The 26079-nt window shown below is 67.5% G+C and carries 23 protein-coding genes; 10 read left to right on the forward strand and 13 right to left on the reverse strand.

Annotation, left to right across the window (positions count from 1 at the left end; translation table 11 throughout):
* Positions 1–68: 68 nt before the first annotated feature.
* The 3 genes from AB0B29_RS03765 to AB0B29_RS03775 all read right to left on the reverse strand — a co-directional run bounded on the left by AB0B29_RS03765 (position 69) and on the right by AB0B29_RS03775 (position 2185).
* The gene (locus AB0B29_RS03765) at positions 69–926 is read right to left on the reverse strand and encodes a fumarylacetoacetate hydrolase family protein (RefSeq protein WP_362233480.1); all 858 of its coding nucleotides are present in this window, start codon (positions 924–926) and stop codon (positions 69–71) included.
* Positions 927–1073: 147 nt separating this feature from the next.
* On the reverse strand, positions 1074–1784 hold the full coding sequence (locus tag AB0B29_RS03770; RefSeq protein ID WP_362233483.1) for a YidC/Oxa1 family membrane protein insertase: 711 nt from the start codon (positions 1782–1784) through the stop codon (positions 1074–1076).
* Positions 1785–1855: 71 nt separating this feature from the next.
* Entirely contained in the window at positions 1856–2185 is a 330-nt protein-coding gene (locus AB0B29_RS03775) for a DUF6412 domain-containing protein (protein ID WP_362233486.1), read from the reverse strand.
* Between the two features lie 234 nt (positions 2186–2419).
* Here AB0B29_RS03775 and AB0B29_RS03780 point away from each other — a divergent pair, with 234 nt between their 5' ends.
* From AB0B29_RS03780 to AB0B29_RS03795, 4 genes are all read left to right on the forward strand, one after another.
* A complete protein-coding gene (locus tag AB0B29_RS03780) occupies positions 2420–3895 on the forward strand; it encodes a beta-1,6-galactanase (protein WP_362233489.1) in 1476 nt (491 codons plus the stop codon).
* A gap of 147 nt (positions 3896–4042) precedes the next feature.
* On the forward strand, positions 4043–5059 hold the full coding sequence (locus tag AB0B29_RS03785) for an SEC-C domain-containing protein (protein WP_362233491.1): 1017 nt from the start codon (positions 4043–4045) through the stop codon (positions 5057–5059).
* 167 nt (positions 5060–5226) lie between these two features.
* Positions 5227–5685: a DUF3592 domain-containing protein gene (locus AB0B29_RS03790; protein ID WP_362233494.1), complete on the forward strand. Its 459-nt coding sequence runs from the start codon at positions 5227–5229 to the stop codon at positions 5683–5685.
* 337 nt (positions 5686–6022) lie between these two features.
* On the forward strand, positions 6023–6484 hold the full coding sequence (locus AB0B29_RS03795; protein ID WP_362233496.1) for a very short patch repair endonuclease: 462 nt from the start codon (positions 6023–6025) through the stop codon (positions 6482–6484).
* Here AB0B29_RS03795 and AB0B29_RS03800 read toward each other — a convergent pair.
* The 4 genes from AB0B29_RS03800 to AB0B29_RS03815 all read right to left on the reverse strand — a co-directional run bounded on the left by AB0B29_RS03800 (position 6416) and on the right by AB0B29_RS03815 (position 11880).
* Entirely contained in the window at positions 6416–7765 is a 1350-nt protein-coding gene (locus tag AB0B29_RS03800) for a DNA cytosine methyltransferase (protein WP_362233499.1), read from the reverse strand. The genes AB0B29_RS03795 and AB0B29_RS03800 overlap by 69 nt on opposite strands.
* 145 nt (positions 7766–7910) lie before the next feature.
* Positions 7911–9728, reverse strand: coding sequence for a DEAD/DEAH box helicase (locus AB0B29_RS03805; RefSeq protein ID WP_362233502.1), 1818 nt, complete (start codon positions 9726–9728; stop codon positions 7911–7913).
* Positions 9725–11161, reverse strand: coding sequence for a hypothetical protein (locus AB0B29_RS03810; protein WP_362233505.1), 1437 nt, complete (start codon positions 11159–11161; stop codon positions 9725–9727). Before AB0B29_RS03810 ends, AB0B29_RS03805 begins: the two co-directional genes overlap by 4 nt.
* 20 nt (positions 11162–11181) lie before the next feature.
* Positions 11182–11880, reverse strand: coding sequence for a hypothetical protein (locus AB0B29_RS03815; protein WP_362046798.1), 699 nt, complete (start codon positions 11878–11880; stop codon positions 11182–11184).
* Positions 11881–12287: 407 nt separating this feature from the next.
* On the opposite strand from AB0B29_RS03815, the gene AB0B29_RS03820 reads away from it, so the two are divergent.
* The 3 genes from AB0B29_RS03820 to AB0B29_RS03830 all read left to right on the forward strand — a co-directional run bounded on the left by AB0B29_RS03820 (position 12288) and on the right by AB0B29_RS03830 (position 14688).
* Entirely contained in the window at positions 12288–13058 is a 771-nt protein-coding gene (locus AB0B29_RS03820; protein WP_362233508.1) for a helix-turn-helix domain-containing protein, read from the forward strand.
* Between the two features lie 241 nt (positions 13059–13299).
* Positions 13300–13998 carry a hypothetical protein gene (locus AB0B29_RS03825; protein WP_362233511.1) on the forward strand — a complete coding sequence of 233 codons (699 nt, stop codon included), beginning with the start codon at positions 13300–13302 and terminating at the stop codon, positions 13996–13998.
* A gap of 27 nt (positions 13999–14025) precedes the next feature.
* Positions 14026–14688 carry an HAD family hydrolase gene (locus tag AB0B29_RS03830; RefSeq protein ID WP_362233513.1) on the forward strand — a complete coding sequence of 221 codons (663 nt, stop codon included), beginning with the start codon at positions 14026–14028 and terminating at the stop codon, positions 14686–14688.
* Here AB0B29_RS03830 and AB0B29_RS03835 read toward each other — a convergent pair.
* Positions 14669–15943 carry a tetratricopeptide repeat protein gene (locus tag AB0B29_RS03835; protein ID WP_362233516.1) on the reverse strand — a complete coding sequence of 425 codons (1275 nt, stop codon included), beginning with the start codon at positions 15941–15943 and terminating at the stop codon, positions 14669–14671. The two genes, AB0B29_RS03830 and AB0B29_RS03835, sit on opposite strands and share 20 nt — an antisense overlap.
* Before the next feature lie 741 nt (positions 15944–16684).
* Here AB0B29_RS03835 and AB0B29_RS03840 point away from each other — a divergent pair.
* The 3 genes from AB0B29_RS03840 to tgmC are packed head-to-tail and all read left to right on the forward strand — an operon-like array spanning position 16685 to position 19115.
* On the forward strand, positions 16685–16918 hold the full coding sequence (locus AB0B29_RS03840; protein WP_362233920.1) for a putative ATP-grasp-modified RiPP: 234 nt from the start codon (positions 16685–16687) through the stop codon (positions 16916–16918).
* Between the two features lie 3 nt (positions 16919–16921).
* Positions 16922–17929, forward strand: a complete 1008-nt coding sequence (gene tgmB, locus AB0B29_RS03845; protein ID WP_362233519.1) for an ATP-grasp ribosomal peptide maturase — start codon at positions 16922–16924, stop codon at positions 17927–17929.
* A complete protein-coding gene (tgmC, locus tag AB0B29_RS03850; RefSeq protein ID WP_362233522.1) occupies positions 17907–19115 on the forward strand; it encodes an ATP-grasp peptide maturase system methyltransferase in 1209 nt (402 codons plus the stop codon). Before tgmB ends, tgmC begins: the two co-directional genes overlap by 23 nt.
* Before the next feature lie 353 nt (positions 19116–19468).
* On the opposite strand, the gene AB0B29_RS03855 is transcribed toward tgmC, so the two are convergent.
* The 5 genes from AB0B29_RS03855 to AB0B29_RS03875 form a co-directional block, all read right to left on the reverse strand.
* On the reverse strand, positions 19469–19843 hold the full coding sequence (locus AB0B29_RS03855; RefSeq protein ID WP_362233525.1) for a hypothetical protein: 375 nt from the start codon (positions 19841–19843) through the stop codon (positions 19469–19471).
* A gap of 64 nt (positions 19844–19907) precedes the next feature.
* A complete protein-coding gene (locus tag AB0B29_RS03860; protein ID WP_362233527.1) occupies positions 19908–22610 on the reverse strand; it encodes a beta-galactosidase in 2703 nt (900 codons plus the stop codon).
* Positions 22607–23524: a carbohydrate ABC transporter permease gene (locus AB0B29_RS03865; protein WP_362233530.1), complete on the reverse strand. Its 918-nt coding sequence runs from the start codon at positions 23522–23524 to the stop codon at positions 22607–22609. The genes AB0B29_RS03860 and AB0B29_RS03865 overlap by 4 nt, the downstream gene beginning before the upstream one ends.
* Entirely contained in the window at positions 23524–24519 is a 996-nt protein-coding gene (locus AB0B29_RS03870) for a carbohydrate ABC transporter permease (protein ID WP_362233533.1), read from the reverse strand. The genes AB0B29_RS03865 and AB0B29_RS03870 overlap by 1 nt, the downstream gene beginning before the upstream one ends.
* Positions 24520–24525: 6 nt before the next feature.
* Positions 24526–25812, reverse strand: a complete 1287-nt coding sequence (locus AB0B29_RS03875; RefSeq protein WP_362233536.1) for a sugar ABC transporter substrate-binding protein — start codon at positions 25810–25812, stop codon at positions 24526–24528.
* Positions 25813–26079: the final 267 nt, after the last annotated feature.

The following is a 26079-nucleotide window of genomic DNA, read 5'->3' on the forward strand; positions in this document are numbered from 1 at the left end:
GGAACTGCGCGAACCGCCGCGACGAGCCCGCGGTCGCCGAGGCTGCGCAGCTCCCCGCCCCTCAGGCGCTACGCATCCTTGAACTGCTGCCGCTGCCGCCCGAGTCCTTCGATCTCCAGCTCCACGACGTCCCCGGCCCGCAGGAACGGCTTCGGCTCGGGTGCCCCGAGCGCGACCCCCGCCGGCGTCCCGGTGTTGATCACATCGCCCGGGTACAGCGTCATGAACCGGCTGAGGTACCGCACGACCTCCCCGACCGGGAAGATCTGCTCAGCGGTCGTCCCGTCCTGCTTCAACTCCCCGTTGACCCACAGCTTGAGGGACAGGTTCTGCGGGTCCGGCACCTCGTCCGCCGTCACCAGCCACGGCCCGAGCGGGTTGAACGTCTCGCAGTTCTTTCCCTTGTCCCAGGTCCCGCCCCGCTCGATCTGGAACTCCCGCTCGGACACGTCGTGCGCCACGGCGTACCCGGCGACATGCGCGAGCGCCTCCTCCGCGGACTCCAGGTACCTGGCCGTACGTCCGATGACGACGGCCAGCTCGACCTCCCAGTCGGTCTTGCGGGCCCCGCGCGGCACGAGGACGGTGTCGTGCGGCCCGACCACCGTGTCCGGCGCCTTCATGAAGACGACCGGCTCGGCGGGCGGCTCCGCGCCGGTCTCACGCGCGTGGTCGTGGTAGTTCAGCCCGATGCAGACGATCTTGCCGATCCGCCCCAGCGGCGGCCCGACCCGCAGCCCGGTGGCGTCCAGTACGGGCAGGTCACCGGCGTCGGCGGCGGCCCGGACCCGGCCGAGCGCCTCCTCGTCGGCGAGCAGCGCGCCGTCGATGTCCGCGACGACGCCCGCCAGGTCGCGCAGGAACCCGTCGGCGTCGAGCAGCGCGGGCCGCTCCGCCCCGGCCGTACCGACTCGCAGCAGCTTCATGATCAGTCTCCCTCGATCGCGGGCGCCCGACCGATGCGCGCGACCCGGATGCGGCGGGGCAGAGCCATCGGAGGACTGGTCGATCGTCCAAGCTCGCGGTGCACTCCGCAATACCCCGTTCACGTACTGGACCGAGCCCGCCCCCGGTCACCGGTACAGCACGGCCCGCTCGACGGCACTCCACGTCGTGCTGGTGACGACGTACAGCGCGGCGGCCAGCGGGACGACGGCCACGGTGACCAGCGTGAAGAACGACATGAACGGCATCACCCGGCTCACCGCCCCCAGCCCCGGCAACTGCTCTCCCTCACCGGCCCGGGCGGCCGGGTTCGCGGCCATCATGCGCTTGCTGAGCCGGTAGCTGAACGCGGCGACGCACCCGACGACCACGAACAGCACGGCGTACACCAGCCCCGCGCTGCTCAGGAGGCCGCCGTCGAGCGCGTCCGTCCACCGCTCCCCGAGCGGCGCCGTGAACAGCTGGTGGCCGAGCAGCCCGTTGGTCTCGCCGCCGATCGTGTCGCTGGAGAACAGGTGGTAGAGCAGGAAGAACGCGGGGATTTGGAGCATCCCCGGCAGGCAGCCGGCCAGCGGTGACACCTTCTCCTCGGCGTGCAGCTCCAGCACGGCCTTCTGAAGCCTCTCGGGGTTCCTGCCGTGCTTCTCGCGCAGCTCGGCGATCTTCGGCTGGAGTGCGGTCCGGGCCTTCTGGCCGCGTGCGGCGGCCCGGGACAGGGGGTGGACGAGGAGGCGTACGAGCGCGGTGAACAGGACGATCGCCGCGGCGGCGGCCGAGGCGCCGAACAGCGGCTGGAGCAGGTCGGCAAGGTGCTCGACCAGGCTGGCGAAGACGGACATGGGTGAGCCCTCCGGGGGTCTCGTCGTGCCGGAACAGGTCAGGGCGGCATGACGACCCGCGCGGGGTCACTTCAGATGGGGAGGTGCCCCTGCGCGACGGTCGCCCGGAGGGCGTGACCGGGTGCCCGGGGCCGGGTGCGTCCCCGGGCATCGGGATCGCGTTGTGGCAGGAACGCCGTGCGCCGGTCCCGGTCGCGGATGGCCGTACGCACCCGGGTGCGCGGCACGGCGGGCACGCAGCGCGAGGCGACGACGGCGCAGAGCGCGAGGGCGGCCGAGGCCGCGGCGGTGGCGGCGAGGGCGACGGTGGCGGAAAGGCTGCCGGTGTCGAGCAGCGCCACCTCGACGAGCAGGAAGAGCAGCGCGAGGGCGGGACGCAGCGTCGCCCAGTTCCTGTTCATCGGCCACCCCTCCCCTCGTACGCGCATATCCCCTGCCGTTCGTTATACAGGATCACCCTCCGGAGCGGATCCGGAGCGGACCGGCGACTTCATAAACGGGTTTGAAGAAGGTTCGTCAGAACTCTCGACAACCCACACGCCACACCCGATGCTTCTCGTCACCAACCACGGGGGCACCGCTGTGACGCCGGGCCGGGGACCGGCGTCCGCCCCCATCTCCCTTACGGAGGAGCCGTGATCCGACGCAGAAGTCTGCTGGCCGCAGCAGGCGGAACGTTCCTCGGCAGCGCCCTGGCGACGGGCACCGCGCACGCGGACGCCACGATCGCCGTCAACCCGTCGACGACGTACGGCACCTGGGAGGGCTGGGGCACCTCCCTCGCCTGGTGGGCCAACGTCTTCGGCGCCCGGGACGACTTCGCCGACCTGTTCTTCACCACCAAGTCCGTCACGTACAACGGCCGTTCCCTGCCCGGCCTGGGCCTCAACATCGCCCGGTACAACCTCGGCGCGAGCAGCTGGAACAGCGTCGGCGGCGAGACGATGGTGGAGTCGCCCAACATCCCCGCCTTCAAGCAGATCGAGGGCTTCTGGCAGGACTGGAACAACGAGGACCCCACCTCCTCGGCGTGGAAGTGGACGGCGGACGCCAACCAGCGCGCGATGCTGGTGAAGGCGACCCAGCGGGGTGCGACCAGCGAACTGTTCGCCAACTCCCCGATGTGGTGGATGTGCTCCAACCACAACCCTTCGGGCGCGTCGGGCGGCGGCAACAACCTCCAGACCTGGAACTACCGCCAGCACGCGAGCCACTTGGCGGCGACGGCCCTGTACGCGAAGAACAACTGGGGCGTGAACTTCGCGACGGTCGACCCCTTCAACGAGCCGGCCTCCACCTGGTGGACCGCGACCGGCACCCAGGAGGGCTGCCACATGGACCCGGCGGTCCAGGCGGCCGTCCTGCCGTACATGCGCAGCGAGCTGGACAAGCGGGGCCTGACGGGACTGCGCATAGCGGCCTCGGACGAGACGAACTACGACACAGCCCGCTCCACGTGGTCGTCCTTCAACTCGACCACCAAGGGCTTGGTCTCCCAGGTCAACGTGCACGGCTACCAGGGCTCGGGCGGCCGCCGCGACCTCCTCTACACGGACGTCGTGACCACCTCCCGCAAGAAGCTGTGGAACTCCGAGACGGGCGACAGCGACGGCACGGGCCTGACGATGGCCTCCAACCTCTGCCTCGACTTCCGCTGGTTGCACCCGACGGCCTGGTGCTACTGGCAGGTGATGGACCCGTCGACGGGCTGGGCGATGATCGCCTACGACGCGAACACCCTCCAGCCCACCACCGTCCAGACCAAGCACTACGTGATGGCCCAGTTCAGCCGCCACATCCGCCCCGGCATGACGATCCTGGACACGGGCGTGGACTACGCGGTGGCGGCGTACGACGCGACGGCCCGCCGTCTGGTGATCGTCGCGGTGAACACCTCCTCCTCCCCCCAGACCCTCACCTTCGACCTGTCCCGCTTCTCGACGGTGACGGGCGGCTCCGGGGGCGTGGTCCCGCGCTGGAACACGGTCACGACGGGCGGCGGCGACCTCTACACGGCACGCTCCGACATCCGCCTGAACGGCAAATCGGTAAGCGTCCCATTCGCGGCGAAGTCGGTCCAAACCCTCCAAATAGACAACGTGACGCAGTAGTCCGGTCGCGGTCCGCCGTATTCGGGTGGCGGCGGTTCGGGACGATCCGTGAACCCCGGGTGGCGAGCGGCGGAAAGCAGGGTGGGCCGAGTGGTCTGGCCTGCGCATCTCTCACGCTCGTCACCTCCCGGCAGTACGGTGTCCCCCATGCGCCCCGACACGCCTGCCGAAAACGTCGACCACACCGCCGAGGCGGCACGCCTGGAGCGGACCGCCGGCCTGTATCCCGAGGACGCCGAGGCCCTGCTGCTGCGGGCGGCGGCCCACCTGGAGCTCTCCGGCGACCGCCCCACCGCGACCACCCTCTACGACCGCCTGCTGTCCTCCCCCGACGGCCTGGAGAACCCCCACCTCGTGCGGGCGCTCAAGGCCTCGAACCTCTGGGAGTACGGCCACGAGGCCGAGGCCCGCGCGATCATCGACGGGGTCCGGGGAGCGTCCCCCAAGGACCCGGCCCCCTGGGTGATCGTCGCGGAGTCCCTGGAGTCCCACGACGAACTGGAAGCGGCCCACGAGACGTTCACGGAGGCCGTGCACCGCCTCCTGACGGACGTCGAGGAGCCCCCCTACGCCACCCACCCCCTCCTCTTCGGCCGCCACCGCGTACGGCGCATGCTCGGCAAGACCCACGACGAGTGGGACGCCCTGGCGGACTCGGTCCACTCCCTCCCGATCACCCTGGACGAACTCCACGACCCCAAGCGCGTGTGGTCCCTGGGCTCGGAGAACCCGGCGGAACTGGAGGCGGAGATCCTCCGCCTCCGAGCGGAACTGGGCGCGTACCGGGAGGCCCTCTCCCGCCCGTTCCCGGTGGCGATCCTGCACTGGCCGGCGGCCGAGCTGACGGAACTCCTGGAGGCGTATCCGTCCCTGTCGACGGAGTACCCGTCCCACGCCGACCACCTGGTCTCGATAGAGCAGTCGCTGCGCGAACTGTCCTCCTCCGGCACCCCGAACCTGGGCATCGTCACGGGCACGGTCCCCTCCTACGAGGCCTTCGCGGCATCGGAACTCTCCTCCCCGACCGACCCGACCCTCCTCCCCCAGTACGCGACGACACTGGCGGCGAGGGGAAGGGCGGTGGCTTGGCCGCCGCAGCAGGGGGCGGCTTGCTGGTGCGGGTCGGGGCGGACCTACGGCGAGTGCCACGGACACAGGGCCTGACACGAGCACCCGGGTTTCCGGCACCACGGACGACCTGGCATGCAGCCGGGGCGGTGCCGGCCCGGGCCGGCCCGACAGCCTGCCCCACGGAACTGGCACGACACGCCTCTCGTCTTCCCGGACGACAGACAACTGACGACTGACGTCGGCTCCGGGGGGAACGTCACGTGGACCAGCCCTGGCTCACGATCACACTCATCATGGCCGCCGCCATGACGGCCTTCGGTATCTGGAACCTGCGCACAGCCCAACGCCAGCGCCTAGCCCTCGCCCGCCTCGGCGTCCGGGGGATCCGCACCAGGGGCGAGGTGGCCCGGAGCCCCCGCCGAGAGGGCCCCACCCTCCACCCGCCCCAGGTCCGCTACAAAGCCCCACCGGTCGACCGCCCCGATGCCCCGGCCGACCAGACGTACCGCCGCACCCCCCTCAACCACGAGCAGCACCCTCTCCTCGCCGGAGTCCCGGTCGTCCTCCGTTACGACCCGAGGGACCCACGCCGGGTGGTGGTCGTACACCAGAAGGACGGAAGGCCGGCGAACGTGTCGTACTCGGCGGGGGCGCATCTGGCGTGGGGGGTCTCTTGCGTGCTGCTCGGGCTGGGGATGGGAGCGGGGGCGTTCTGGTGACGCCGCGGACATCTCACCCCACCGGCGACCCGCCGCCGAACCGACCGGCGTGCGCCGAGCTGCTGAGGCGTTCGCCGACGCCGGGTGACCGGACAGCCCACCGTTGCGCTCCCTACCTGTGCCCCTGCTTCCCCGGGCCGCCCGCTCGCTTCTCTCCCGTGCCGGAGCGCCCCGGGTCAAGGGTGGCCCGCAGGGCCATCGGCGCAGCCGACGCGGAACGCAGCGCAGCGGAGTGGGAGCGTCCTTGAGGCGGGGTGCGGAGGCACGAGACTGGCATGGAAGCGGGCGGCCCCAACAGTGACGGTGAACTCAGCCCAGGGGGACTACCCTCTTCCGTGTGTCCGAAGATCCTACGTGGGAAGCGCCGGCTGGTTCCTGGGCTTCGTCGGCAGCTCGCCGCCGCAACATGCAGGCGATCCGCAGCCGCGACACAAAGCCCGAGAAGCTGATTCGGCGTCTAGTCCACGCACAGGGGCTGCGCTATCGCGTCGCCGCCCGCCCGCTACCCGACCTGCGCAGGACAGCGGACATGGTGTTCCGTTCGGTGAAGGTTGCCGTGTTCATAGACGGTTGCTACTGGCACGGCTGCCCAGAGCACTACGTTCCACCGAGGACCAACTCGGGGTACTGGTCAGAGAAGGTACTCCGCAATATGGAACGCGACCGTGACACTGACCAGCGCCTTAAGGAAGCAGGGTGGCTCGTGCTCCGGTTCTGGGAACACGAGCCTTCAGCCGCGTGCGCCGACAACATCGCGGCGACGGTCGTAGCCCGCCGAATCACTGGGCGACACAGCTGATCCAGGGATCTCCATCTGCTCCGGGGTCGGTTTCACAGCAGGGCTGTCATTAGAGTCCATGACATACCCTTCCAGCAATTCTTCTCGATGCTCTGGCCGCAGCACCGCGGCGATGGCCCGGCCAACGGCTTCGGCGACTGGAGGCGGGAAGGCATTGCCGACCTGCCGGTATCGAGCTGTCTTTTTCCCCTGAAAGTCCCAATCGCGAGGAAACCCTTGAATGATGGCGGCTTGCTCGACCGTCAGCATCGGACCGGCGGGCCTGAAAAGGTCCCTCGCCGGGGTGCATTCTTTACGGTCGTTAGCAACACCCATCGCGTCGACGCCCATTGCCCCCCAGGCACGCTTCGCCCGCGTGGGTCCGAGGTCAGCGCCACCATGCTTCCGCGAACCACCAACAAGCGTTGGCGCCACCCCCCTCCCGGCGTCCCTGGCTTTCTTGGCGCTGATCAGCCACTCGTAAAAGACATCTTTACCAGTGCGATCGCCGGACGAGGGGAACTCTCCATCCTGGTTCTTGTCCCAGAAATCCTCGCAGCGCTCCCTCATCGTCCTTCGCAATTTCCCGACCACAGATGCCTGAATTCGCGAAACCCGCTGCGGCCAAACAAACTCGACACCCTTTTCCTTTAGCACATCCTTACGGATAGCAACAAGAATGGCTCGGGGACGCAACTGGGGAACGCCGAAATCCTTCGCATCCAGTCGGCGCCAAACGCGACGCATCTGCAGGTCCTGCTGACGAGGACTTGAGGAGAGGTCGACTCCGGGAACCACATAATCTAGCTTTCGCAGTTCATCTAGAATCCATGCGCGATATTCAATGAACACCTCGGGCGGCTCAAGAATTCCGCGAACATTCTCGATCATTACAGCTCTAGGACGCAAGGCGTCTGCGATCTTCAAGGCCTCAGGAAACAGATCCCGCTCATCATCTTTCCCGAGCCTCTTCCCCGCCAATGAAAATGGAGGGCACGGGACACCCCCGGCCAGCAAATCCAGTTCCCCTTGCGGAAGGCCAAGATTCCTGTACACCTCGGAGTCAAGGAAGTCTTTGACATCCATGGGCTTCAGCGCCTTGGCCCGCTCCGTCGTCCAGCCAGGCCAGCCACCCACATTGGCGCCGAGGGTGGCTGCCGCGTCCGCGTCCCACTCGACGAGCGCCAAGTGGTCGAAGCCGGCGTTGTGCAGCCCAACAGCCTGTCCGCCTGCCCCCGCACAGATCTCAATCGAGGTCAGTGGCGAGGCGAACTGCGGGCGCTGCGGGCCGCTGGGGCGCATGGCGCTCCTTCCGGAGATGACTCAAAACCGTTGCCAAGTCTTACAGAGATGGTGATCGCACACCGCGTAAGGGCAACAAGAGTCTCCCACTGCTCCTCATTCCCGGCCCAATCCGGGGTCTGGGCCGACCAGAGGGCGCCCAACGCTAGCTGCTGTTGATGTGCCTCAGCAGGGCTTCGATGTCGTTCGGAGCCAGGCCGGCCGCGACGGACGGCTCCTCCTGCAGGTCCGCAAGTTGCTGCACCGTTGGGTCGTCAAGGATCTTCCCCATGAACTCCAGCTTCTGATCCAGACGCGCTGTGACAACCTCATCGATGGTGTTCCGGACGGCCAGGACCGTAACGCGCGTGTCTGTCCCCGGCGCGAGGCCCAGGCGATGGATCCGGTCAAGGCTCTGCAGGAACCGCCCTGCCATGAAGTCACGATCCACATACACAGCGTCATGGCAGATGTGATGCAGGCTGATGCCCTCACCAAGGGTCGCCGGGTTGGAGATGAGCACCGTGCAGCTCGGGTCCTCACGGAAGCGTCGCAACTGCTCGTCGCGATCAGGTGTCCCGCCGAAGACCACCGCGGGGCTGTACTTCTCCAGCATGCGCTCCAGAGTCGTAAGGCTACGGACGAATGTCGTCCACACCAGCGTCTTACGGCCTCGTGCAGCGTTTTCCGCCACGATGGCCACGGCTTCCTTGTACTTGGGCGACAGCTCGTAGTCCGGCAGGTTCTGCAGCAGCGTGTACAACGAGCTGCCCTCCGGGACTTCCAAAGGCGGCAGCTGGTACGCCAAGGGCTCGTACCTACTGCCCCCCTCCAACAGGAGCGCTGGACTGGTGGCCGCCATCAGCAGCCGCAAGGCGGTCTTCCCTAGGGAGCTCAGGTCATCTCTGGAAGCACGACTGATCTCACCACCCACCAGCGAGCTGTAGATCTCGTTGTGTAGCGGAGGCATATCGACGTACCGCATCCTCAACCAGACCGGCGGCAGGCCGAGTTCCTGCTTGGTCGTCCGAGTGAACAGCGGCCGGAGGACGGAGCTGGCGTAGGCCAGGTCCCCACCTGCCACAGCCTGCACGACGGTTCGCTGCCCGTGCCCGGGCCATACGAAGCCCAGCAAGTTCTCCAGGTCCTTCGAGCCATTGGGAGCCGGCGTCCCGGTGAGGATCATGCGTCGTTCGGCTAGGGGGCCGAGAGCCATGCATGCGGCACCATACGTACCCCGAGCTCCCAGCTTCATCCTGTGTGCCTCGTCGAGGATGATCATCGAAGGGCCTGCCTTCAACCAGCTCGCCAGCGTGGCCAGCGAGCGGTCCAGCCTCTCGTAATTGACGATCAGTACTTCTGCCCACTGATCCATTGATCCGTCGAGGACATGGGTCCGCAGCGGGTAGGTGAAGCACACCGCCGTCTCGTAGCGCCAGGATTCGTACGCCGACTTTGGACAGACCACCAAGACCCGGCTCACGCGCCCTTGAGCCCTCTGCGCGGCATACACAGCGAGGGCCACGCGGGTTTTGCCCGCACCAGGAACACTGAAGTTGGCCCCGTGCTGGAGTGTCAGCAGCTTCGCGATGTCCCGAAGCTGGAACTCACTGAGCTCGCCTTCCCAGGTATCCCCTAGGAGGCCTGGCACCTCATCGGGCAGGACTTCGCCGTGGGGTCTTGACCCGGCAAGACGTTCCTTGACCGTGTTGGCGTCCTGAACGACTCCGGCCACCAGGTTCCGGAGTTCCGGAGCCCATTCCACTCCCGCATGGTGCGGCCAACCACTGAGAGCGCTGAGGTCCGCGAGCAGTTCGTCAAGTGCCACCGACGCGGAAAGCGGGCCGAGCTGGCCACCCGTGCGGAAACGGGCGGCCAGTCGGACAAGGTCCTGCTGATACTGATCGGTTGTCCTGAGGACGACACGGGTGCGGGTCTCATCGAAACCGAGGTGCAAAGACGTTTCCGTCGTGTCGTCCGTCACTGGCGCCCCTCCGCGACAGCGGCCTCCAACAGCCAGGCGACACCGTCTCCAGGGGTGGGAAGACCCCTGCCAGCCTGCTGTGCGAGCTTGCGCAGGCTCACGCGCAGCTTAAGCACAGCCTCGTCGAAAGCCTCCTCGTCCAGGCTTCGAGACGTGCGGGCCTGGACAAGGTCCATCACACACTGGTCGATGCTCGCGCAGGCCTCCGCAAGCCGGGCCGGGGCCAGCTGCTTACGCTTCCGGAGGCGGGCGCTGCGGCCGGCAGCGTCGATCGCTTCGTCGAACGCCCTCTTCGCGTCGTCCAGCAATGCCTGGCCCCGTGCCTTGTCGCTGTCGAGAAGGGGCGAGTTACCACCACGGATCGCAGCGCTGGCACGCAGAATCTGGTCGTTTAGCGCCCGCGCCTCAGACACCACAGAAGATGCCGCTGGAACGGCGAGGTCGAGCCCGGGGATGGACACCGCCTCCTGATCGGCCGAGTTAGCGCCTCCCTCGGTCAGGGTGGTCGGCAAGGTACGGGTGAGGTGTCCCTCCTTCAGGAACTCCTCGTCGATGTGCCTCACGTCAGTCTTCGAGAAGTCGAGAAGAATGGCGGCCAGCCTCCATTCCTTGAGAACCTCCGCCTGGTCCCGGTCGACAGACTCGAGTTTCACGTACAGCCGGTGAAGCTCTTTGAGGCGTTCCTGAGCGCCCTCCCAGTCCACAAGCCGCAGCGCCACGCCCCCGCCGCTCTTACTGCGGTCGATGAGCTCGCGGATCGTGCTCAGGATCCAGCGCTCCTGGTGATATGTCTTCACCTGGATCCGGAATTCCTTGGCGATCTGCTCAGGCGTACGTCCGAGGCTGGCCTGCTCCTCCATCGCGAGGAGCCGGTTGATGTACGAGTAGTCGCGACGGTGATCCTTGCGCAGCTGGAGGGACAGCTCAACGGCGTTGATGTCTGCCCAGGTAAACGACTCGGGCAGCACCCCCACGCGCATCGACTGCGCGCCCAGCTCATGCAGCGCAGCGGCTCGCGTGTTGCCGTTCACGAGCACGCCCGTATGCGTCACGAGGCCGGGGTCGTTCTGGCCGAACTGCTCCAAGCTCTCTTTGAGCTTGTCGAAGTCGGTGTCACGGATGTTCGGGTCGGCCGGCGAGGCTTTCAGCAGAAACCTCAAGTAGTCCTGGCTCTCTGTACACCACGGATCTTTCCCCAGCAGCTCGTCACGGGCCGCGTCATGACTGCGCTGAGCCCTGATCCGGTGGGTGCTGGGGTTGAAGTACAGCCCGCTGAGCGGCAGGTCGATGACCTCCACGTGAGCCTGCTGCTCGTTCCAGTCGACCGTCACCGTTTCCCTGGTGCCGCCGGCTGTCTTGACCTCCTCCACCTTCTTCTTGATCAGCTCGCTGAACTCGGCCGCACGCGGCGGCGGTGGGAGTTCCCGAAGCATGCTTCTTCCCCCTCCTGTGTCTAGTTGTCCTGGTCGTCCATGTCGCGGAGCGCGTCGGCGACGGCCTTGCGAGACTCCTCGGGAAGAGTCCGGTAGATGCCCCACATCTTCTCCATGGGGCTGAGCGACCTCTGATCGGCTTCGATCCAGGCCAGGAAGATCTGCCGCTCCATGGGCGCGAGCGACTCGGTGAGGTCCAGGATCACTCCAAGGTCAACCTCGCGGTCGGTGCTTCCAGCCCCACAACGCTTGCACTCGGTGATGAACTGGTAGTCAGCCTCTCCGTCTGGCAGCACCACTTTGCGCCGTGCCACGTTCAGAACCGACTGCGTGATGCCGTCCTCATAGGCTTCGCCGGTAGCGATTCCGCAGGACCGGCACAGGTGGTTGTCAGCCTGGAAGACCTTCTGGCGCTGTGCCGTCGTGAGGCTGTTCTTGTGCTTTGGCGCCTTCGACTTCCCCGGGATCCAGACGTCGGCTCCCCGGACGACGAAGCGTTGTTCCTGCTGCTTCAAGGTCACGTCGTCACGACTCGTGCCGATCCGCCATCCGTGGTCCCTCAAGTCCCGGATCCGCCGGTCAATCTGCGCGACGTCAGGAAATGCGGCGCGCAGCTGAGCCTTCGTGAAGACGTTGCCCTCCCCCACGACGTCCAGCAGCCACAGAGCCGCACGCGACATGCTTCCCAACTTCTTGTCCTGCCACGACGGCAGTGTCATCTATCGCCTCCGGTCAAGTGAATGACATATCGCAATAAGCCACGCATGACGCAAAAATCGCCACATACCTGGCTTACGCCCCTCCGTTTCTCGGGCGACTGCTCCTTCAGTCTGGCACCACAACCCGAAAGGACGTCCAGCACTTGAACACTTGCTTTAGAGATAGCAAGCAGCAACTCCCGGCCCCTCGTGCACAATTGCGGGATCAAGTCAGGTCTGCACGTCAGCCCCCTGAAAGCACATGGAGGCGTAAGCGCATGTCACGACGCGGAGGCGACCCCGCTGGGTGTAGCTGGATAGATAAGGAGTTCCGCAGTGACGTTCCGCCGGGCCACCGAGCTTTGGCCAAAGCCCTCCAAGGGCTATGCCGTCACATCACTCCCACGCCATCGAACAAATCACCCGGAATGCCGCCTACCCAGGCAGATGCGGCAGCACATTTGAACTGCAGTGAAAGCTCGCTGTCCAGATTCCTGAGCGGGCAATCGGTGCCGCGGCTGCGCTCCGTAGAGCATCTTTACGAGACGGCCCTCGCCGACGCGAGGGGTGAGCACGGGCTCGGCGTGAACATGGATGACCTGCGGAAGCTTCACGGGGCGGCTGAGGCTGAACGATGCCGAAGCTGCCTTGACCTGCGGACACAGCTTGACGCCGCGGTAACGCAAGCCAGGGAGGCGGAAGCAGAGGCCGCAGCTTTACGGCAATCGGCCTCCAACGTCACAGCAGAACTGGAAGCCCTCCGACGGGAGGTCAGGTCGCTTAAGGATGCTGTCACCGAACTGAAAGCCGCCCGGGCCGGCTTGCAAGCACGTCTCACCACCCAGGCAGCGCTTGCTCCGCTGCCGGTCCCCCGCCGAAGGGGGGACCGGCAGCGGAGCAAGAACGATGCGTCGGCTGCACAGCAGGTAGCTAAGCGGGCCGCAGAGCTACGAGGCAACGGCCGACAGGACGCAGCACTGACTCTGCTGCGTCACACCACAGAAGTCCTCAGCCCCGTCGAGACCGCGACGCTGTTCAGGGCGCTCCGCGACCACCAGCAGAGCGAGCTCCTGGGCAACTTGATTCACATCTATGGCCGTGACCATCAAGACCAAGAGGTGATGCACGTGACCTTGGAACTTCATAAGCAGGGCTGCCCGGATGACGCCGGCGCCCTACTTCAGGCCGCGGTCGAGTGATGGCCGGCATCACAAGCCCCGGCCTTATCAGCCCTTCCACCCCAGCCCCTCGGGCCAGGCGGCGACTCCGTCAGCCGGCCCGGCCGCCTGACTCGACCACGTCGAGGACTCCCCTCTCATTCTGCCGAACATTGCCGGACGTTGACGGCTGTACGAAATGACGGGACGGCTGTACGGTAGTTTGGGTCGGCACCCTTGAGGTTGGTGACGGCGCTCCGCTGTGACCCAAGGGGAGGATCGCGTGGCAGGCGAGCGGACAGTAAGACGGTCATCGAAGGTTCGGGTCGCCGAATTCCTGGCGGCCAAGGGGGAAGGCAAGGTATTCAAGAAGCTTGAGCTCTTCGAGGGCGTCCCCGGCGTGGCTCAGGTGGATCGCCGTATGCGTGATCTACGCGAGCTGGGCTGGCAAATCGACAACTACAAGACCGACCCCCACCTCCAGCCTGACGAGTACCGACTCACAGCGATCGGCACCCGGATCGACCTCGGCGAGCAACCGGAGCAACGGTCACGGTCGCGGGTCTCCGCCACTCGCCGCCGCGAAGCCATCGAAGCGGTGGACTCCCTGTGCCAGACGTGCGGCACAAGAGCCGGCGAGGCTTTCCCAGATGACGAAGGCGAGAAGGCGGCTCTTGGTGTCCGCATCATCGATTCGAGTCCGCCGGCGAGCACGGAATTGTCCAACCTGCGTGTCGAGTGCCAGCGCTGCAGCCGCGGAAGCGGAACCGGCAAACCGCTGCCCACGCGCGAAGAGATCCTGGAGAGGGCCTCCAACCTCAGCAGTCGCGCCGACAAGCGGCGCCTGTACCGGCTCATGCAGTCAGGACGCCCCGAGCGAGACGAAGTGGAGCGCGTTTTCGTCGAGTGGCTTCGCCTGAGCCAGGGCGACAGAGTTGATGTCATGCTGAAGCTTGCAGGGGTCCTGATCGAGGAGGACTGAACGCTTTCCCGCCGATACCCTGCCCCCATGATTCGCGCAGTGGTCTTCGACGTCGGTGAGTGCCTCGTGGACGAGACCCGGGAGTACGGGACCTGGGCCGACTGGCTCGGAGTGCCGAGGCACACCTTCCATGCGATGTTCGGGGCTGTGATCGCCCAGGGTCGTGACTACCGGGAGACCTTCCAGGAGTTCCGGCCCGGGTTCGATCTGGACGCGGAGCGGGAGAAGCGGGCTGCGGCCGGGAAGCCGGAGTGGTTCGGGGAAGACGACCTGTACGCGGACGTCCGGCCCGCCCTACGGCAGCTCCGGGCCGACGGACTGTGGCTCGGCATCGCCGGTAACCAGACCGTGCGGGCCGGCGGGATCCTGCGGGAACTGTTCTCCGACGACGTCGACCTGATCGGTACGTCCGACGACTGGGGGGCGAGCAAGCCGGATCCCGAGTTCTTCAAGCGCGTGTCAGCAGCCGTGCCCTTCGGGGCCGACGAGATTCTGTACGTCGGTGACCGGTGCGACAACGACATCAAGCCTGCCAGGCAGGCTGGTATGCACACGGCGTTGGTGCATCGCGGACCATGGGCCTGCATTCAGTGGAACAGTACGGAGGCCAGGGAGCTGCCGACCTTCCGTGTCGTGAGCCTGGACGAACTCGCCGCACACGTCGCCGGGTTCAACGCCTCAACGCGCTGAGGGTCGTGGACCAGTCGTACAGGCGGTCGTCGAGATCGCGAACACACCTCTCGTGCTGGTGTGGAGTCAGCGCACGTCGGACTTCGCGAACCCGGTCCATACCGGTGGCGTACCAGGTGAGAGCCAACTGATCGAGTGCCTTGCCCGCGTACTCGCAGGCCTCCTCCGGGTTGCCCGAAGCCGCTTCGACGGCTGCCAAGTCGCCGTAGACGACCGATCGTTGTTTCTCCTCAGCCGGGGTCATGGCTTCGAGTGCCTGGAGGAGCGCAGCCCGGGCCTGCGGGAGATGCCCGGCTAGCAGTTGGGTGTTTCCCTTGAAGGCCGCCAGCCGCGCCGGGGAGAACCAGTCCATCCACGGCTGTGACGGGTGTTCGTTGCCCGCCTCCAGTACGTCCTCGGCGTGGTTGATCAGGTTCAGCGCGGTTCGGGTGTCGCCGCACCTGGTCTCACACTCGGCTTCCACGGCGTCCAGCCAGGCGAGGAACTCGGCAGAAGCAGGGGCGCGACGGGCGTACGTCCGGGCCGCGATCATTCGCTCCCGCGCTCCCTCCTGATCGCCCGCCCAGCCCGGGATGAAGGCCATGTGCGCGATGACCGCCGAACCGAGCAACGGGGCGTCGGCCTCGCCGGCGGCTTGCAGGGCGAGGAGCAGCGTGTCGTGCGCGGTGGTCGGCTCGGAGAGGTCGAAGAACTCGATCCGGCCCGCCAGAAGGTACGTCTCGGCCAGCGCTGCGGCGATCGTGCGCCGGGTTGAGTCGGAAGTTTCCGGGAGCAGAGCGCAGCCCAGCGTCGCGTGCGCGACGACGGCCGGGTGCAGTGTGGTCGGTGCGACCGACCAGTAGAGCCTACGGTGGGAACGAGTGACGGCCTCGAAATCTGTACCTGCGGTCGCCGGGTGCGAGACAGCCACGGCACGACCTGATCCCATCGCCCGGCCCATCGCTGCCCTCCCGGCGGCGGCCGAACTGCGCCGGACCGGGTCGGGGGCTGCCCCCTCCACGCCCCACGGAGGCGTGAAGCCGAGGGTCTCCAGGCTCTGGCCGAGCAGGTGTACCAGTACCCGCTGACAGTCCGGTTGTGGCCACGGTGGATTGTCCGACTCCCAGCGCCGGACCTGACGCACCCCGATGGACAGGCCCCGAATACCCATCCCCTTCGCGTGCTCGGTGAGCGCGTCGGCCAGGTCCTGCTGCGAGTTGAAGCCCGCGGCCACCCGAGCAGCCTTGAGTCGAACGTTGCCTGTAGGTCTGGGCACGAGCCGCCTCCTCCTGCTGCTGACTGCGATCCTCACCTTCCCACGCAAGTCCGCTACAGGACACCCGGTTCACCTCACGGAGGCTTCTAGGCCCTCTCCATGTCCTTTCAACGGCCCTTCAAAGTCCTCGAGTCGACAGGTTGGCTGCTGGACTCTGTGTCCGGCATGCACCACCAAACAGCATGGGAGGACGTTGTGTACCCACACGAAGGTGTGGACGGGGTGGTCTCGGAGTGGCTGGCTCGGACCCACCCGGACCCGGAGCGCGTACGGACGGAATGGGCCACACAGGGTGTCGCTCTACTGCCTCTCGGCGGGCGATTCGCCGCAGTGCGCATGGCATCCGAGATCGTGCACGCCGCCGTCCGGTCCGAGGAGCAGGACCGCGTGGCGACCGAGCTCGGTGACTTACTGAGAGGGGGGATCATCTTCGACCGCCGGGTGGCGGGTGGCACGTACTACGCCCTGGTCGACGGGCGTGCAGATCTCACGTGGGCCCAAGACGGTGTCGTGACGTGCCTCGGTCACGGCACGTACTTGGGGGTGCCTCGCATCGACAGAAGGCAACCACCGGGGACGTACTGGGTCGTTCCGCCACGGCGCGGGGACGAGTTGTGCCCGTCGCGCTCGGTCCTCGGCCTGCTCGAGGCGGGTCGGACGCGATTGGCTGCGCAGAGCGAGATGCGTTCACATGACCAGGGGGAACTCATGACGGCTGTAGTTGTTCGGGGCCCGTGGGCCATGCGACTGGTGACGGACCGGCTGGCCGTGCGTCCCCCGTCCTACGCGAGCGTCGTTCTGGACGGTCCCTCGCAGACGGCTCGGTACCTGGACACCGACGGCAGGGTGATCGAGATGGGCAAGCACGGTACGTCGAGGACGACCGGTACTGCGTCCGTCTCCGGAGGTGGGGACGGACAGAATCCGCAGCCACAGACTCAGGACGACCACACCACCGACTACGAGTCGGACTGATCCGTGGCATCCACGGTTCTGATCGTCACCGCGCTGGAGGACGTCACCGCGGATCGCGTCGTCGACGTGCTCAACGAACGCGAAGTGCCTGTCGTGCGGGTCGACCCTGCAGATATCGGACCCGACCTGAGATTCGGATTCCGGCTGGGCGAGGGCGACTCTTCGTGGGATGGGCGACTACGCACGCCGAGTCGAGAGGTGAACGTGCGGGAGGTGGCGGCGGTCTACTACCGTCGCCCCACCCCGTACACCAATGCCTTCGAACATCTGCCCCGGCAGCAGCGGAACTTCGCCTCGGCCGAGGCGAGGCACGGGCTCGGTGGCGTTCTCAACGCCCTGCGTGGGGTCGTTCATGTGAACCATCCGCACGCGGTGTCCCGCGCGGACTTCAAGCCGGCGCAGCTGCAGCGGTTCGCCCTGCTGGGGTTGCAGGTCCCGCCCACATTGATCACCAATGAGGCGGATGCGGCCAGGAAGTTCGCCGCCGAGCACCGGCGGGTCGTCTACAAGACGTTCCGCGGGCTTCCTAGCGGCGACGACGGCCACACCGGCGCGATCTGGACCCAGCGGGTGGAGCCAGGGAGCTTCGACGAGACGCTGGCAGTGACCGCGCACCTGTTCCAAGCGGAGATTCCCAAGCGCTCGGACGTACGGGTCACCGTGGTCGGCCACCAGGTCTTCGCGCAGCGGATCATCGCGCCGGACGGGGCCCTGGACTGGCGTCGGGGCGACTGGGGCGAGCTCACACACTCCCCGATTGCCGTACCCGCCACCATCAAGGCCGCGCTGCACGCCTATCTGGAGTCCTTCGGCCTGGTTTTCGGCTGCTTCGACTTCGCGCTCACCGGGGACGGGGACGATCCCGAAGACTGGTGGGCCATCGAGTGCAATCCGAACGGGCAGTGGGGCTGGCTGCCGGACGCGGCGCACATTGCCGAGGCGTTCGCCGACACGCTGATCACGGACGATCCGAAGGAGATGGCAGCTCATGGCGATGCCCGCCGACCCTGAGAATGACGCGGTTCCCCTTCGCGTAGCCATGGTGAACGCTCTCGCTCAGAGCGATGTTCCGGTAGACCCGGCCTGGCGGGCGGCGGTGGAGGCGGTCCCGCGGCATCGCTTCTTGCCTGGGTTCTACCTGCCGACCGGTGAGCGCGACACGCAGGGACTGACGGCGTGGGAACCGGTCACCGCAGAGCTCGACTACGGGCGGTGGCTGGCGGCCGTGTACTCGGACACGACACTGATCACGCAGTTCGACGGAGTGGAGCCCGACTGGCAGGCGCCGGTCGGGCACCGCGGCGGTGCCCCCACCTCGTCATCCACGCTGCCGTCCCTGGTGGTGCGCATGTGGTCCGATGCCGACGTGGCCGAGGGTCACACCGTGCTGGAGATCGGGACCGGCACCGGCTACTCGACCGCGTTGGCCTGCGAGCGCCTCGAGTCCGGGGATGTCACCAGCGTCGAGGTTGACCCGCGCCGACTGGAGGCGGCGGCGAACGCGCTGTACGGCTGCGGCTATACCCCGACCCTGGCCGTGGCGGACGGACTGTACGGGTACTGGCCCGAGGCCCGCTTCGATCGAGTCGTCGCCGCCTGCTCCTTCCGTACGGTCCCCCCTGCCCTGCTCGCGCAGACCCGACCAGGCGGAAAAATCCTGCTCACCCTGTCGGGATGGCTCTACGGCTATGCGCGCGTGCTGCTCACCGTGACCGGGGACGGCACCGCGGAGGGGGCGTTGCTGCCCGGCACGGTCTCCTTCATGGCTGCCCGGACGCACGTCGCACCGGCGTTCGGTAATCCCGCTCACTGGGCTGCCGGGCTACCGGAACAGCCCAGAACGGCCGGACACGGTCCAGAGCGCCTCACGGCTGCCACGGAGGAAGCGTTCCATCTGAGGTTCCTTGCCCAATGCACTGTGCCGAACGCGCAAATGCTCACTGTCGGCGAGATCGTGTACCTGGTCGACGTGGTGAGCGGCTCTGCCGCCACCCTCACCCCCTTGGACGGAGAATGGCGCGTACGAGAGGGCGGCCCGGTGAGGTTGTGGGAACGCGTGGAGCGTGTCCTCGATGCCTTCGATGCCGCAGGCCGTCCTGGACCGGAGACGTTCACGCTGCGGGTACACGACGAGGGACAACGTCTGTGGCACTCAGACGTGCCTGGTCTTCTCCTGCCGACAGCCAATCCCCACTGAGCGCAGCCCGTCCTCGAAAACCGGCACTGCTCTCTGCACAACCATGCTCCGGTACAACGACAACCCGTTCGTCGCCTCTACTATCAACCGCTGGTTGGCCAGGACGTGCTCACGGCCGCCCGGTTCTTCTGAGGTTGGCGGTTCCGGGGCGAGTGTCAAGAGCGCCCTTCGGGCGTCGGCTGGCGCCGATTGCGCTTCGCTTCACTCTTGACACCCGCCCCTCCACCGCGGGGATTTTGCCGACCGGGCGGCCCGGAAGTGGGGCGGCGGGGTCGGTGGGTGGGGGTGCGGATCCGTGGCCGGGCGGCGGGTAGCGGGCTCGGGAAGCGGGGCACCCCGACATGCCCGGGCCCCTACTGCTCGGGGCCGTCCCGCTCTGAGCCCAGCCCCCTCTCGAACCGGTACTGCTCCACCAGTTCCTCCCAGTCCTCGGCCTCGCCCTCGCTCACGGCGACGGGGTGCTTCTCGTCCACGAGCGTGCGGACTCGTTCTGCCACCTGAGTGGCCTGGCCGCCGGACGTATACACGCCCAGGACCAGGGCGGTGGAGTCGTCATCGGCCCCGTCGCCGGTGAGCGTGAAGCTCCACGGGATCTCGCACGGTGGGGCGTGGTCGGGGTCCGGGCAGAGGAGGCGTTCGATGGGAGCCTGGAGTGCGAGGGCCTCCTTCGAGTTCGGGTATCCGTGGATCCGGATCTCGTACACGCCTGCTTCGTCTTCCGGTGACACACACCCTCCTGGTGCAGCTCAACGGGGACTGACCGTAGGAGACCACTCGTACTTGTGCACCCGGTTATCGCCGGCTCTCCGAGTCGGACGACTCCAACCGCAGCACGCGCAGCTCCGGAGCCTTCGGTCCCGCAGCGCCGCGCACCAGCAGAGTCAGGCCGGACCAGCCCGGCGGGATCCACAGGACATCCGCGTCGCCGCCCGAGAAGTCCGGGCGGTCGCCGAGCCAGACCCTGCCCACGCACTCCCCGCCCGCCCAGCCGGTCACCCGGATCTGGGTGCCGTCCGGGCGCAGCAGGAGGCCGTCGTGGGACGGGGGCAGGTCGACGTCCAGCCAGGCCTCCTCCCCCGGTGCGAGGGCCAGCGGCAGCTGGATCTCCTGGCCGGGTGTGGCTTGGGTGGCGAAGGTGGTCAGCAGGTCGTCGTCCTGCGCGGTGCACGTCCAGTCCGTCACCGGGTCCAAGGTGAGCAGTTCGGCGCGGAGGCCGCCGCCGCTGGGGTGGTGCGGGAGCGTGATCGAGATGCGGTGGGTGCCCTCGGGCAGCGGGATCAACGGGTTCTCTGCGTGGACGGTGTGCGGCTCGCCGTCGGAGACAGTGACCCCTACCGGCTCGACCACCCCCTTGAGGTGCAGGGCCGCCGCGGTGGACGTGCGGATCTCGCGGGTGTAGGTGACGGGGAGGCCGACGCGGGTGCTGCTCCAGCCGCCGAGCTCGCGCAGGGGAGCCGGGTCGCCCGCCCAGTGGCCGTGCACCGACCAGAGCGCCGACACGTCCGTCGTCTCCCGGACCGTCCACACCGAGCCGAGCCCGCGCAGCGCGCCGAGGCGGAGGGCGGGCAGGCGTGCGTCGTCGAAGTTCGCGTGGCCCCAGATCTCCACGACGGCCTCGACCTCGACGGAACCGGTCTCTTGGCGGACGTCGATCCGTCGGGTGGCCCCGAAGTCGGCGGTCGTGGGCCGTATCCGGCCGGCGACCGTCAGGTCGACGATGTCCGCCGCCCCGACGAGCAGCAGCGCATCGACGTCCGTGAGGTCGGTCGTGGTCCGGTAGGTGCCGCGTCCCCGGTACACGCCGAGCGACTCCAGCGTCGGCGGCAGCTCGTGCCGGCCGGCCGCCCGCTCGGGAGCGGTGGCCGCTCGGCGCCGGGCGCGCTGTACTGCGACGGGTGCCGATGCGGGCGGCCGTGGAGGTGCCGGTGTGTCGAGATGCACCGTGCCGTCGCGGTCCGTGGCGCGCAGGCGTACGGCGTCTGCCGGGGCCAGCGCTACGAGGGTCAGCCCCGCGGCCGTCTCCCGCTGCGGCGTTCCGGCCTGCGGCGCCGGCATCTCTACCCGGGTGTCACCGACGATGACGGTGACCGGCACCTCTGAGGAGAACACCAGCACGCCTTCCCCCGCCGCCACCAGGTCCGCGGACGCCAGAGTGAGGGTCCCCTCGTGGCCCCACGAGCTCAAGGGCACGTCCACCAGCATCAAGGGGCACGAGTCCGCCGCCACGGCCACCGGCACCCCGTTCACGACCGCCGTCCCCGTCCCAGCCTCCGCCCCCTGCCCCGCCCCGAGATGCGGTACGGCGAGGAGCAGGCCGCCTCCGTCGAGTCGCAGGGCCGACGGTGACGAGCTGGTCGGGAAGTCGGTGGTGATCGGCGTGGGCGGGGTGGTGGGGGTGGCGAGCGCCAGGTGCGGTCCCAGGGTGTCGATGACGCGGGCGAGGGTCTGGGCCTCGGCGTACTCGGGGCGTTCGGTGCCGGTGGAGGAGACGTAGCCGCCGAAGTCGTAGCCGTGGCTCATGAGGTTGCCCGGCCTGCCCCAGTTCCCCGCGGACGGGGTGTATCCGAAGTTCCAGCCGGAGGACTGGAGGTAGGGGGCGATCAGCGAGGCGCCGCTGGCCAGGAGGCGGCGCAGGGTGCGGTGGCGGCGGTTGGTCTCGGTGATCAGCAGGGGCAGGTCGCGCTCCGCCAGCAACTCGGCGTAGCGCCGCACTTCGGGTTCGATGTGCGGGGAGTCGTCGTCCGGGTAGAAGTTGCACGCCGGTACGACACCGGGGACGTCGCCGGTGGCGCCCTGGAGGTCGCCCTGTCCGGAGCAGGCGATGAGCGGCACGGTGATGCCGTGCCGGGCGGCCTGGTCGCGCAGGGCGGTGAGGTAGCCCGTGCGGTCCTCGCAGTCGAAGAAGTCCAGCTCGTTCTCCAACTGCACCATGATCACAGGGCCGTTCGCCGGGTACTGGCGTTCTGCGAGGAGTGGCAGGGCCTGGTCGAACCAGGCGGTGACATGGTCGAGGAAGCGCGGCTCGTGCTGGCGGACCCTCAGCTGGGGGTCGAGGCCCAGCCAGGCGGGCAGTGCGCCGCCGTCCCACTCGGAGCAGATGTAGGGGCCGGGCCGTGCGATGACGTACAGCCCCTCCTCCTGCGCGAGGTCGAGGAAGGCGGCGACGTCCCGCCGGCCCTCGAAGGACCAGCGGCCGGGGGCCGTCTCGTGGAAGTTCCACGGCAGGTAGACGTCGACGCAGGTGTAGCCGGAGGCCCGGACCTGGGCGAGCCGGGCGCGCCACTGTTCCCGGGGCAGACGGAAGTAGAACAGGGACGCACACAGCACGAGTTGCGGTCCGACCTCGAAGCGGATGCCGCGGGCGTCGAGCGCGATGCCCTGGCCGAGTGTGGTGGAGCGGTCGAGCGGGGTGGTGTGGCCGACTGTGGTGGTGTGGCCGGCTGTGGTGGGGTGACCGGCTGTGGTGGGGTGACCGGCTGTGGTGGGGTGGCTCACTTGACTCCCGCGCTTCCGCCGCTGATGTCCATTTCGTACAGGTACTTCTGGCCGAGGTAGTAGACGAGGATCATCGGCAGGGCGAGCAGGATCGAGCCGACCATCACCAGGTTCCAGGGCGGCGCCTGGCCCGCCTGCGAGGTGGCGGTGATGTACTGCACGCCCAGGGCGAGCGGCATCTTCGACTCGTCGTTGAGGTAGATCAGGGGGCCCATGAAGTCGCCCCAGGTGTGGGTGAGCGTGAAGATGCCGATGGCGATCAGGACGGGCCTGAGCATCGGGAACATGATCCGCCGGTAGATGCCGAAGAAGCCCAGGCCGTCCATCATGGCGGCCTCGTCGAGCTCGCTGGGCAGCCGGGAGACGAACTGCCGTACCAGGAAGACGTTGAAGGCGTTGGAGAAGAAGTTCGGCACGATCAGCGGCAGGAAGGTGTTCACCCAGCCCAGGTCCCGGAACAGGATGAACTGGGGGATCATCGTGATCTGTGTCGGGATCATCATGGTGGCGATGACGATGAGGAACATCGTGTTCTTGCCGGGCGCGCGCAGCCGGGCGAAGGCGTAGCCGACGAGGCCGCTGGAGAGGACCTGTCCCACCACCGAGAACAGCGAGATGAGCACCGAGTTGAGCAGGAAGGTGCCCACCGGCAGTTCGGTGCCGAACACCCGGGAGAAGTTGTCCCAGTGGAACTCGCGCGGGATGATCGTGAACGCGCCGTTGTTCACGGTGGCGTCGCCGGCCAGGGCGATCGAACCGACGAAGACCAGCGGGGTGGTCAGGATCGCCGCGACGATCAGCAGGGTGCCGTAGGTGAACGGGGTCGCGCGGAACGCCCGTACGGCGGGGGCCTGTTCCTTCGCGGGCCGGTCCTCGGGCCCGCGCTTGCGGACAGGGGTCGCCAGGGTCGCCATCACTTCACCTCGGTCTCGTAGAACACCCAGCGCCGGGTGGTGCGGAAGGCGATCACCGTGAACACCAGGATCACCAGGAACAGCAGCCAGGAGATCGCCGAGGCGTAGCCCATGCGGTAGTAGCTGAACGCCTGGTCGAACAGGAGCGGCACCATCGTCTGGGCCGCGTCGTAGCCGGCGGGGTTCTTGCCCTTGGGGATGAGGATGTAGACCTGCGAGAAGATCTGGAACGCGTTGATCAGGCCCATGATCAGGTTGAAGAAGATGATGGGCGTCAGGTGCGGCAGCGTGATGCTCCAGAACTGCCGCGTCGCGCTCGCGCCGTCGACCTCGGCCGCCTCGTACAGCTCACGCGGGATGCCCTTCATCGCGGCGAGCAGCAGCACGGTCGCGGCACCCGCGCCCCAGGCCGACATCAGGATGAGGGCGGGCTTGACCCAGGGGCCGTCGAGCAGCCAGTCGGGGCCGGAGAGTCCGAACAGGCCGAGGAAGTCGTTGATCGGGCCGTTCGGCGCGAGCACCATCCGGAAGATCATCGCCGTGGCGACCAGGGGGATCAGGGTCGGCAGGTAGATCAGGGTGCGGAACAGCTTGCGGGCCCTGACCTGCTTGTTGAGCAGGTTCGCCAGCCAGAGCCCGAGCACCAGGCCCAGCGGGACGGAGATCGCCGCGTAGTAGAAGGTGTTCCACAGCGCCTTCCAGAACGCCGGGTCGTCGGTGAGGATTTTGACGTAGTTCTGGAAGCCGACCCACTTGGGCGGAGTGAAGGAGTCCCAGTCGGTCAGGGAGTAGTAGACCGACGCGATCATCGGCCCGAGCAGGAAGACCAGGAAGCCGATCACCCACGGCGAGATGAAGAGGTAGAAGGAGAGCGCCTCACGGCGTCGGCGCTTGGAGAGCTTGGGTTTTCTGGGTGAGGGGGGCTTCTCCGCGGCCGTGGGGACGGCCTCCGGGTCAGCCTCGGTGTCCGCCTTCGGGGCGGTCGGGGTTGCCACGGCCGGTCATGCCCCGGACTTGATGAGGGACTCGAGGTCCTTCTGCACGGCCGTCAGCGCCTTCTTGGCGCTGCGCTCCTTGCCGAGCCAGAAGTCGGCGAGGCCCTTCGAGAACACGTCCTGCATCTCGTTCCACTCGGGGATGAACGGCGCCCGGAAGACGAACGCGCTCGACTCGGCGAAGACGCCCATGTCGACGTCCGTCTTCATCCACGACGGCTTGAGGAAGGCCTGGCTCTTCTGCACCTCCAGGCTGGCCGGCACGTCCTGGCCGGAGGCGATGATCTCGGTCTGCGCCGCGGGGGAGGTGAAGAAGTCGATCGCCTTGAAGGCTTTGTCGCGCTGCTTGGAGGTGCGGGAGATCGCAAGTCCGCTGCCGAACGCCGACACGGCCTGCTTCTTGCCGCGCCACATCGGCGCGATGTCCCAGCCGAACTTCACCTTCGTCAGGCCCGACATGACCCAGAAGCCGTTGGCGTGGGTGGCGACCTTCTGGTTGGGGAACGCCTGGTCGCCGCCGATGTCGGGGCCCATGTCGGCGTAGTCCGCCTTGCTCGGCACCACCTTGTGCTTGAAGACCAGGTCGCCCGCCCACTGGAGCGCCTCGACCACCTCGTCGCTGTCGACCGCGGGCCGGCCCTGGGCGTCGATGATGGTGCCGCCGTTCTGGTAGGCGAGACTCCACCACTGCGGGAACCATTCGGCGCCGCTGTATCCCCACACCTTGCCGGGGACGGTCAGCTCCTTGAACGCGTCGAGGGCGTCGTCCCAGGTCCAGTCCGCCGTGGGGGCCTTGATGCCCTTCTTGTCGAACATGTCCTTGTTGTAGAACACGGTGACCGCACCGGAACGGTCCGGGATCGCATACAGCTTGTCCTGGTACGTGTACAGCGAGCCGACCGGGCCGAACCGCTGCTCGGGGTCGAGCTTCGCCTTCTTGGCGAGGTCGTCGAGGGGCAGTAGCTGGCCCTTGCTGGAGTACGTGTTGACGCTCTCGGCGACCTGCATGATGTCCGGCCCGGTGCCGCCGGCGATCATGGTCTGCACCTTCTGCGCGTAGGAGTCGTTCGGGACCAGCTGCAGCTTGACCTTCAGGTCCGGGTGCTTCTTGACCAGCAGGTCGATGCGGGCCTGATACGTCTTGCGGTCCGGGTCGCCGCCCCACACCGTCATCACCAGCGGGGCGTCGGCCGCACCGGCGCCGGACCCGCACGCCGTCAGCGTGATGACCCCCGCCGCGACTCCCAGCCCCAGAAAACCCCGACGAGAAAACCGCGCGCTGTCAAGCGTCATGGCACTGCCCTTCCTTGAGACATGCACACGCCTTGAGGTCGCCCGGATGATCAGGCCGGACTTCGAATGGCGGTTAAAATAACCATCGTTTTAAGTCAGCGACAAGACCTTGTTTCGTGTGGGTTCAGTTGTGACCTGGAGCTCGAGGCAGCACAAAAGCGGGCATCGGCGAGGTTGTCGCAGGTGGACCGGCGGAGCGCGGAACGGCCGGTTCCTTGCGGGTGGTTCCTCCGGCTGCGGCTTCCATACGCGCCCGACGGCCACCCC

Source organism: Streptomyces tibetensis (genome assembly GCF_040647715.1).
In the GTDB taxonomy this organism is placed as follows: Bacteria; Actinomycetota; Actinomycetes; order Streptomycetales; family Streptomycetaceae; genus Streptomyces; species Streptomyces tibetensis_A.

Bases quoted from the DNA above. Each gene is read 5' to 3' on its own strand.
- AB0B29_RS03765 (WP_362233480.1), bottom strand. From the start codon at position 926: ATGAAGCTGCTGCGAGTCGGTACGGCCGGGGCGGAGCGGCCCGCGCTG.
- AB0B29_RS03770 (WP_362233483.1), bottom strand. From the start codon at position 1,784: ATGTCCGTCTTCGCCAGCCTGGTCGAGCACCTTGCCGACCTGCTCCAG.
- AB0B29_RS03775 (WP_362233486.1), bottom strand. From the start codon at position 2,185: ATGAACAGGAACTGGGCGACGCTGCGTCCCGCCCTCGCGCTGCTCTTC.
- AB0B29_RS03785 (WP_362233491.1), top strand. From the start codon at position 4,043: ATGCGCCCCGACACGCCTGCCGAAAACGTCGACCACACCGCCGAGGCG.
- AB0B29_RS03800 (WP_362233499.1), bottom strand. From the start codon at position 7,765: ATGCGCCCCAGCGGCCCGCAGCGCCCGCAGTTCGCCTCGCCACTGACC.
- AB0B29_RS03810 (WP_362233505.1), bottom strand. From the start codon at position 11,161: ATGCTTCGGGAACTCCCACCGCCGCCGCGTGCGGCCGAGTTCAGCGAG.
- AB0B29_RS03815 (WP_362046798.1), bottom strand. From the start codon at position 11,880: ATGACACTGCCGTCGTGGCAGGACAAGAAGTTGGGAAGCATGTCGCGT.
- AB0B29_RS03820 (WP_362233508.1), top strand. From the start codon at position 12,288: ATGCCGCCTACCCAGGCAGATGCGGCAGCACATTTGAACTGCAGTGAA.
- AB0B29_RS03830 (WP_362233513.1), top strand. From the start codon at position 14,026: ATGATTCGCGCAGTGGTCTTCGACGTCGGTGAGTGCCTCGTGGACGAG.
- AB0B29_RS03840 (WP_362233920.1), top strand. From the start codon at position 16,685: ATGCGACTGGTGACGGACCGGCTGGCCGTGCGTCCCCCGTCCTACGCG.
- tgmC (WP_362233522.1), top strand. From the start codon at position 17,907: ATGGCGATGCCCGCCGACCCTGAGAATGACGCGGTTCCCCTTCGCGTA.
- AB0B29_RS03865 (WP_362233530.1), bottom strand. From the start codon at position 23,524: ATGGCGACCCTGGCGACCCCTGTCCGCAAGCGCGGGCCCGAGGACCGG.
- AB0B29_RS03875 (WP_362233536.1), bottom strand. From the start codon at position 25,812: ATGACGCTTGACAGCGCGCGGTTTTCTCGTCGGGGTTTTCTGGGGCTG.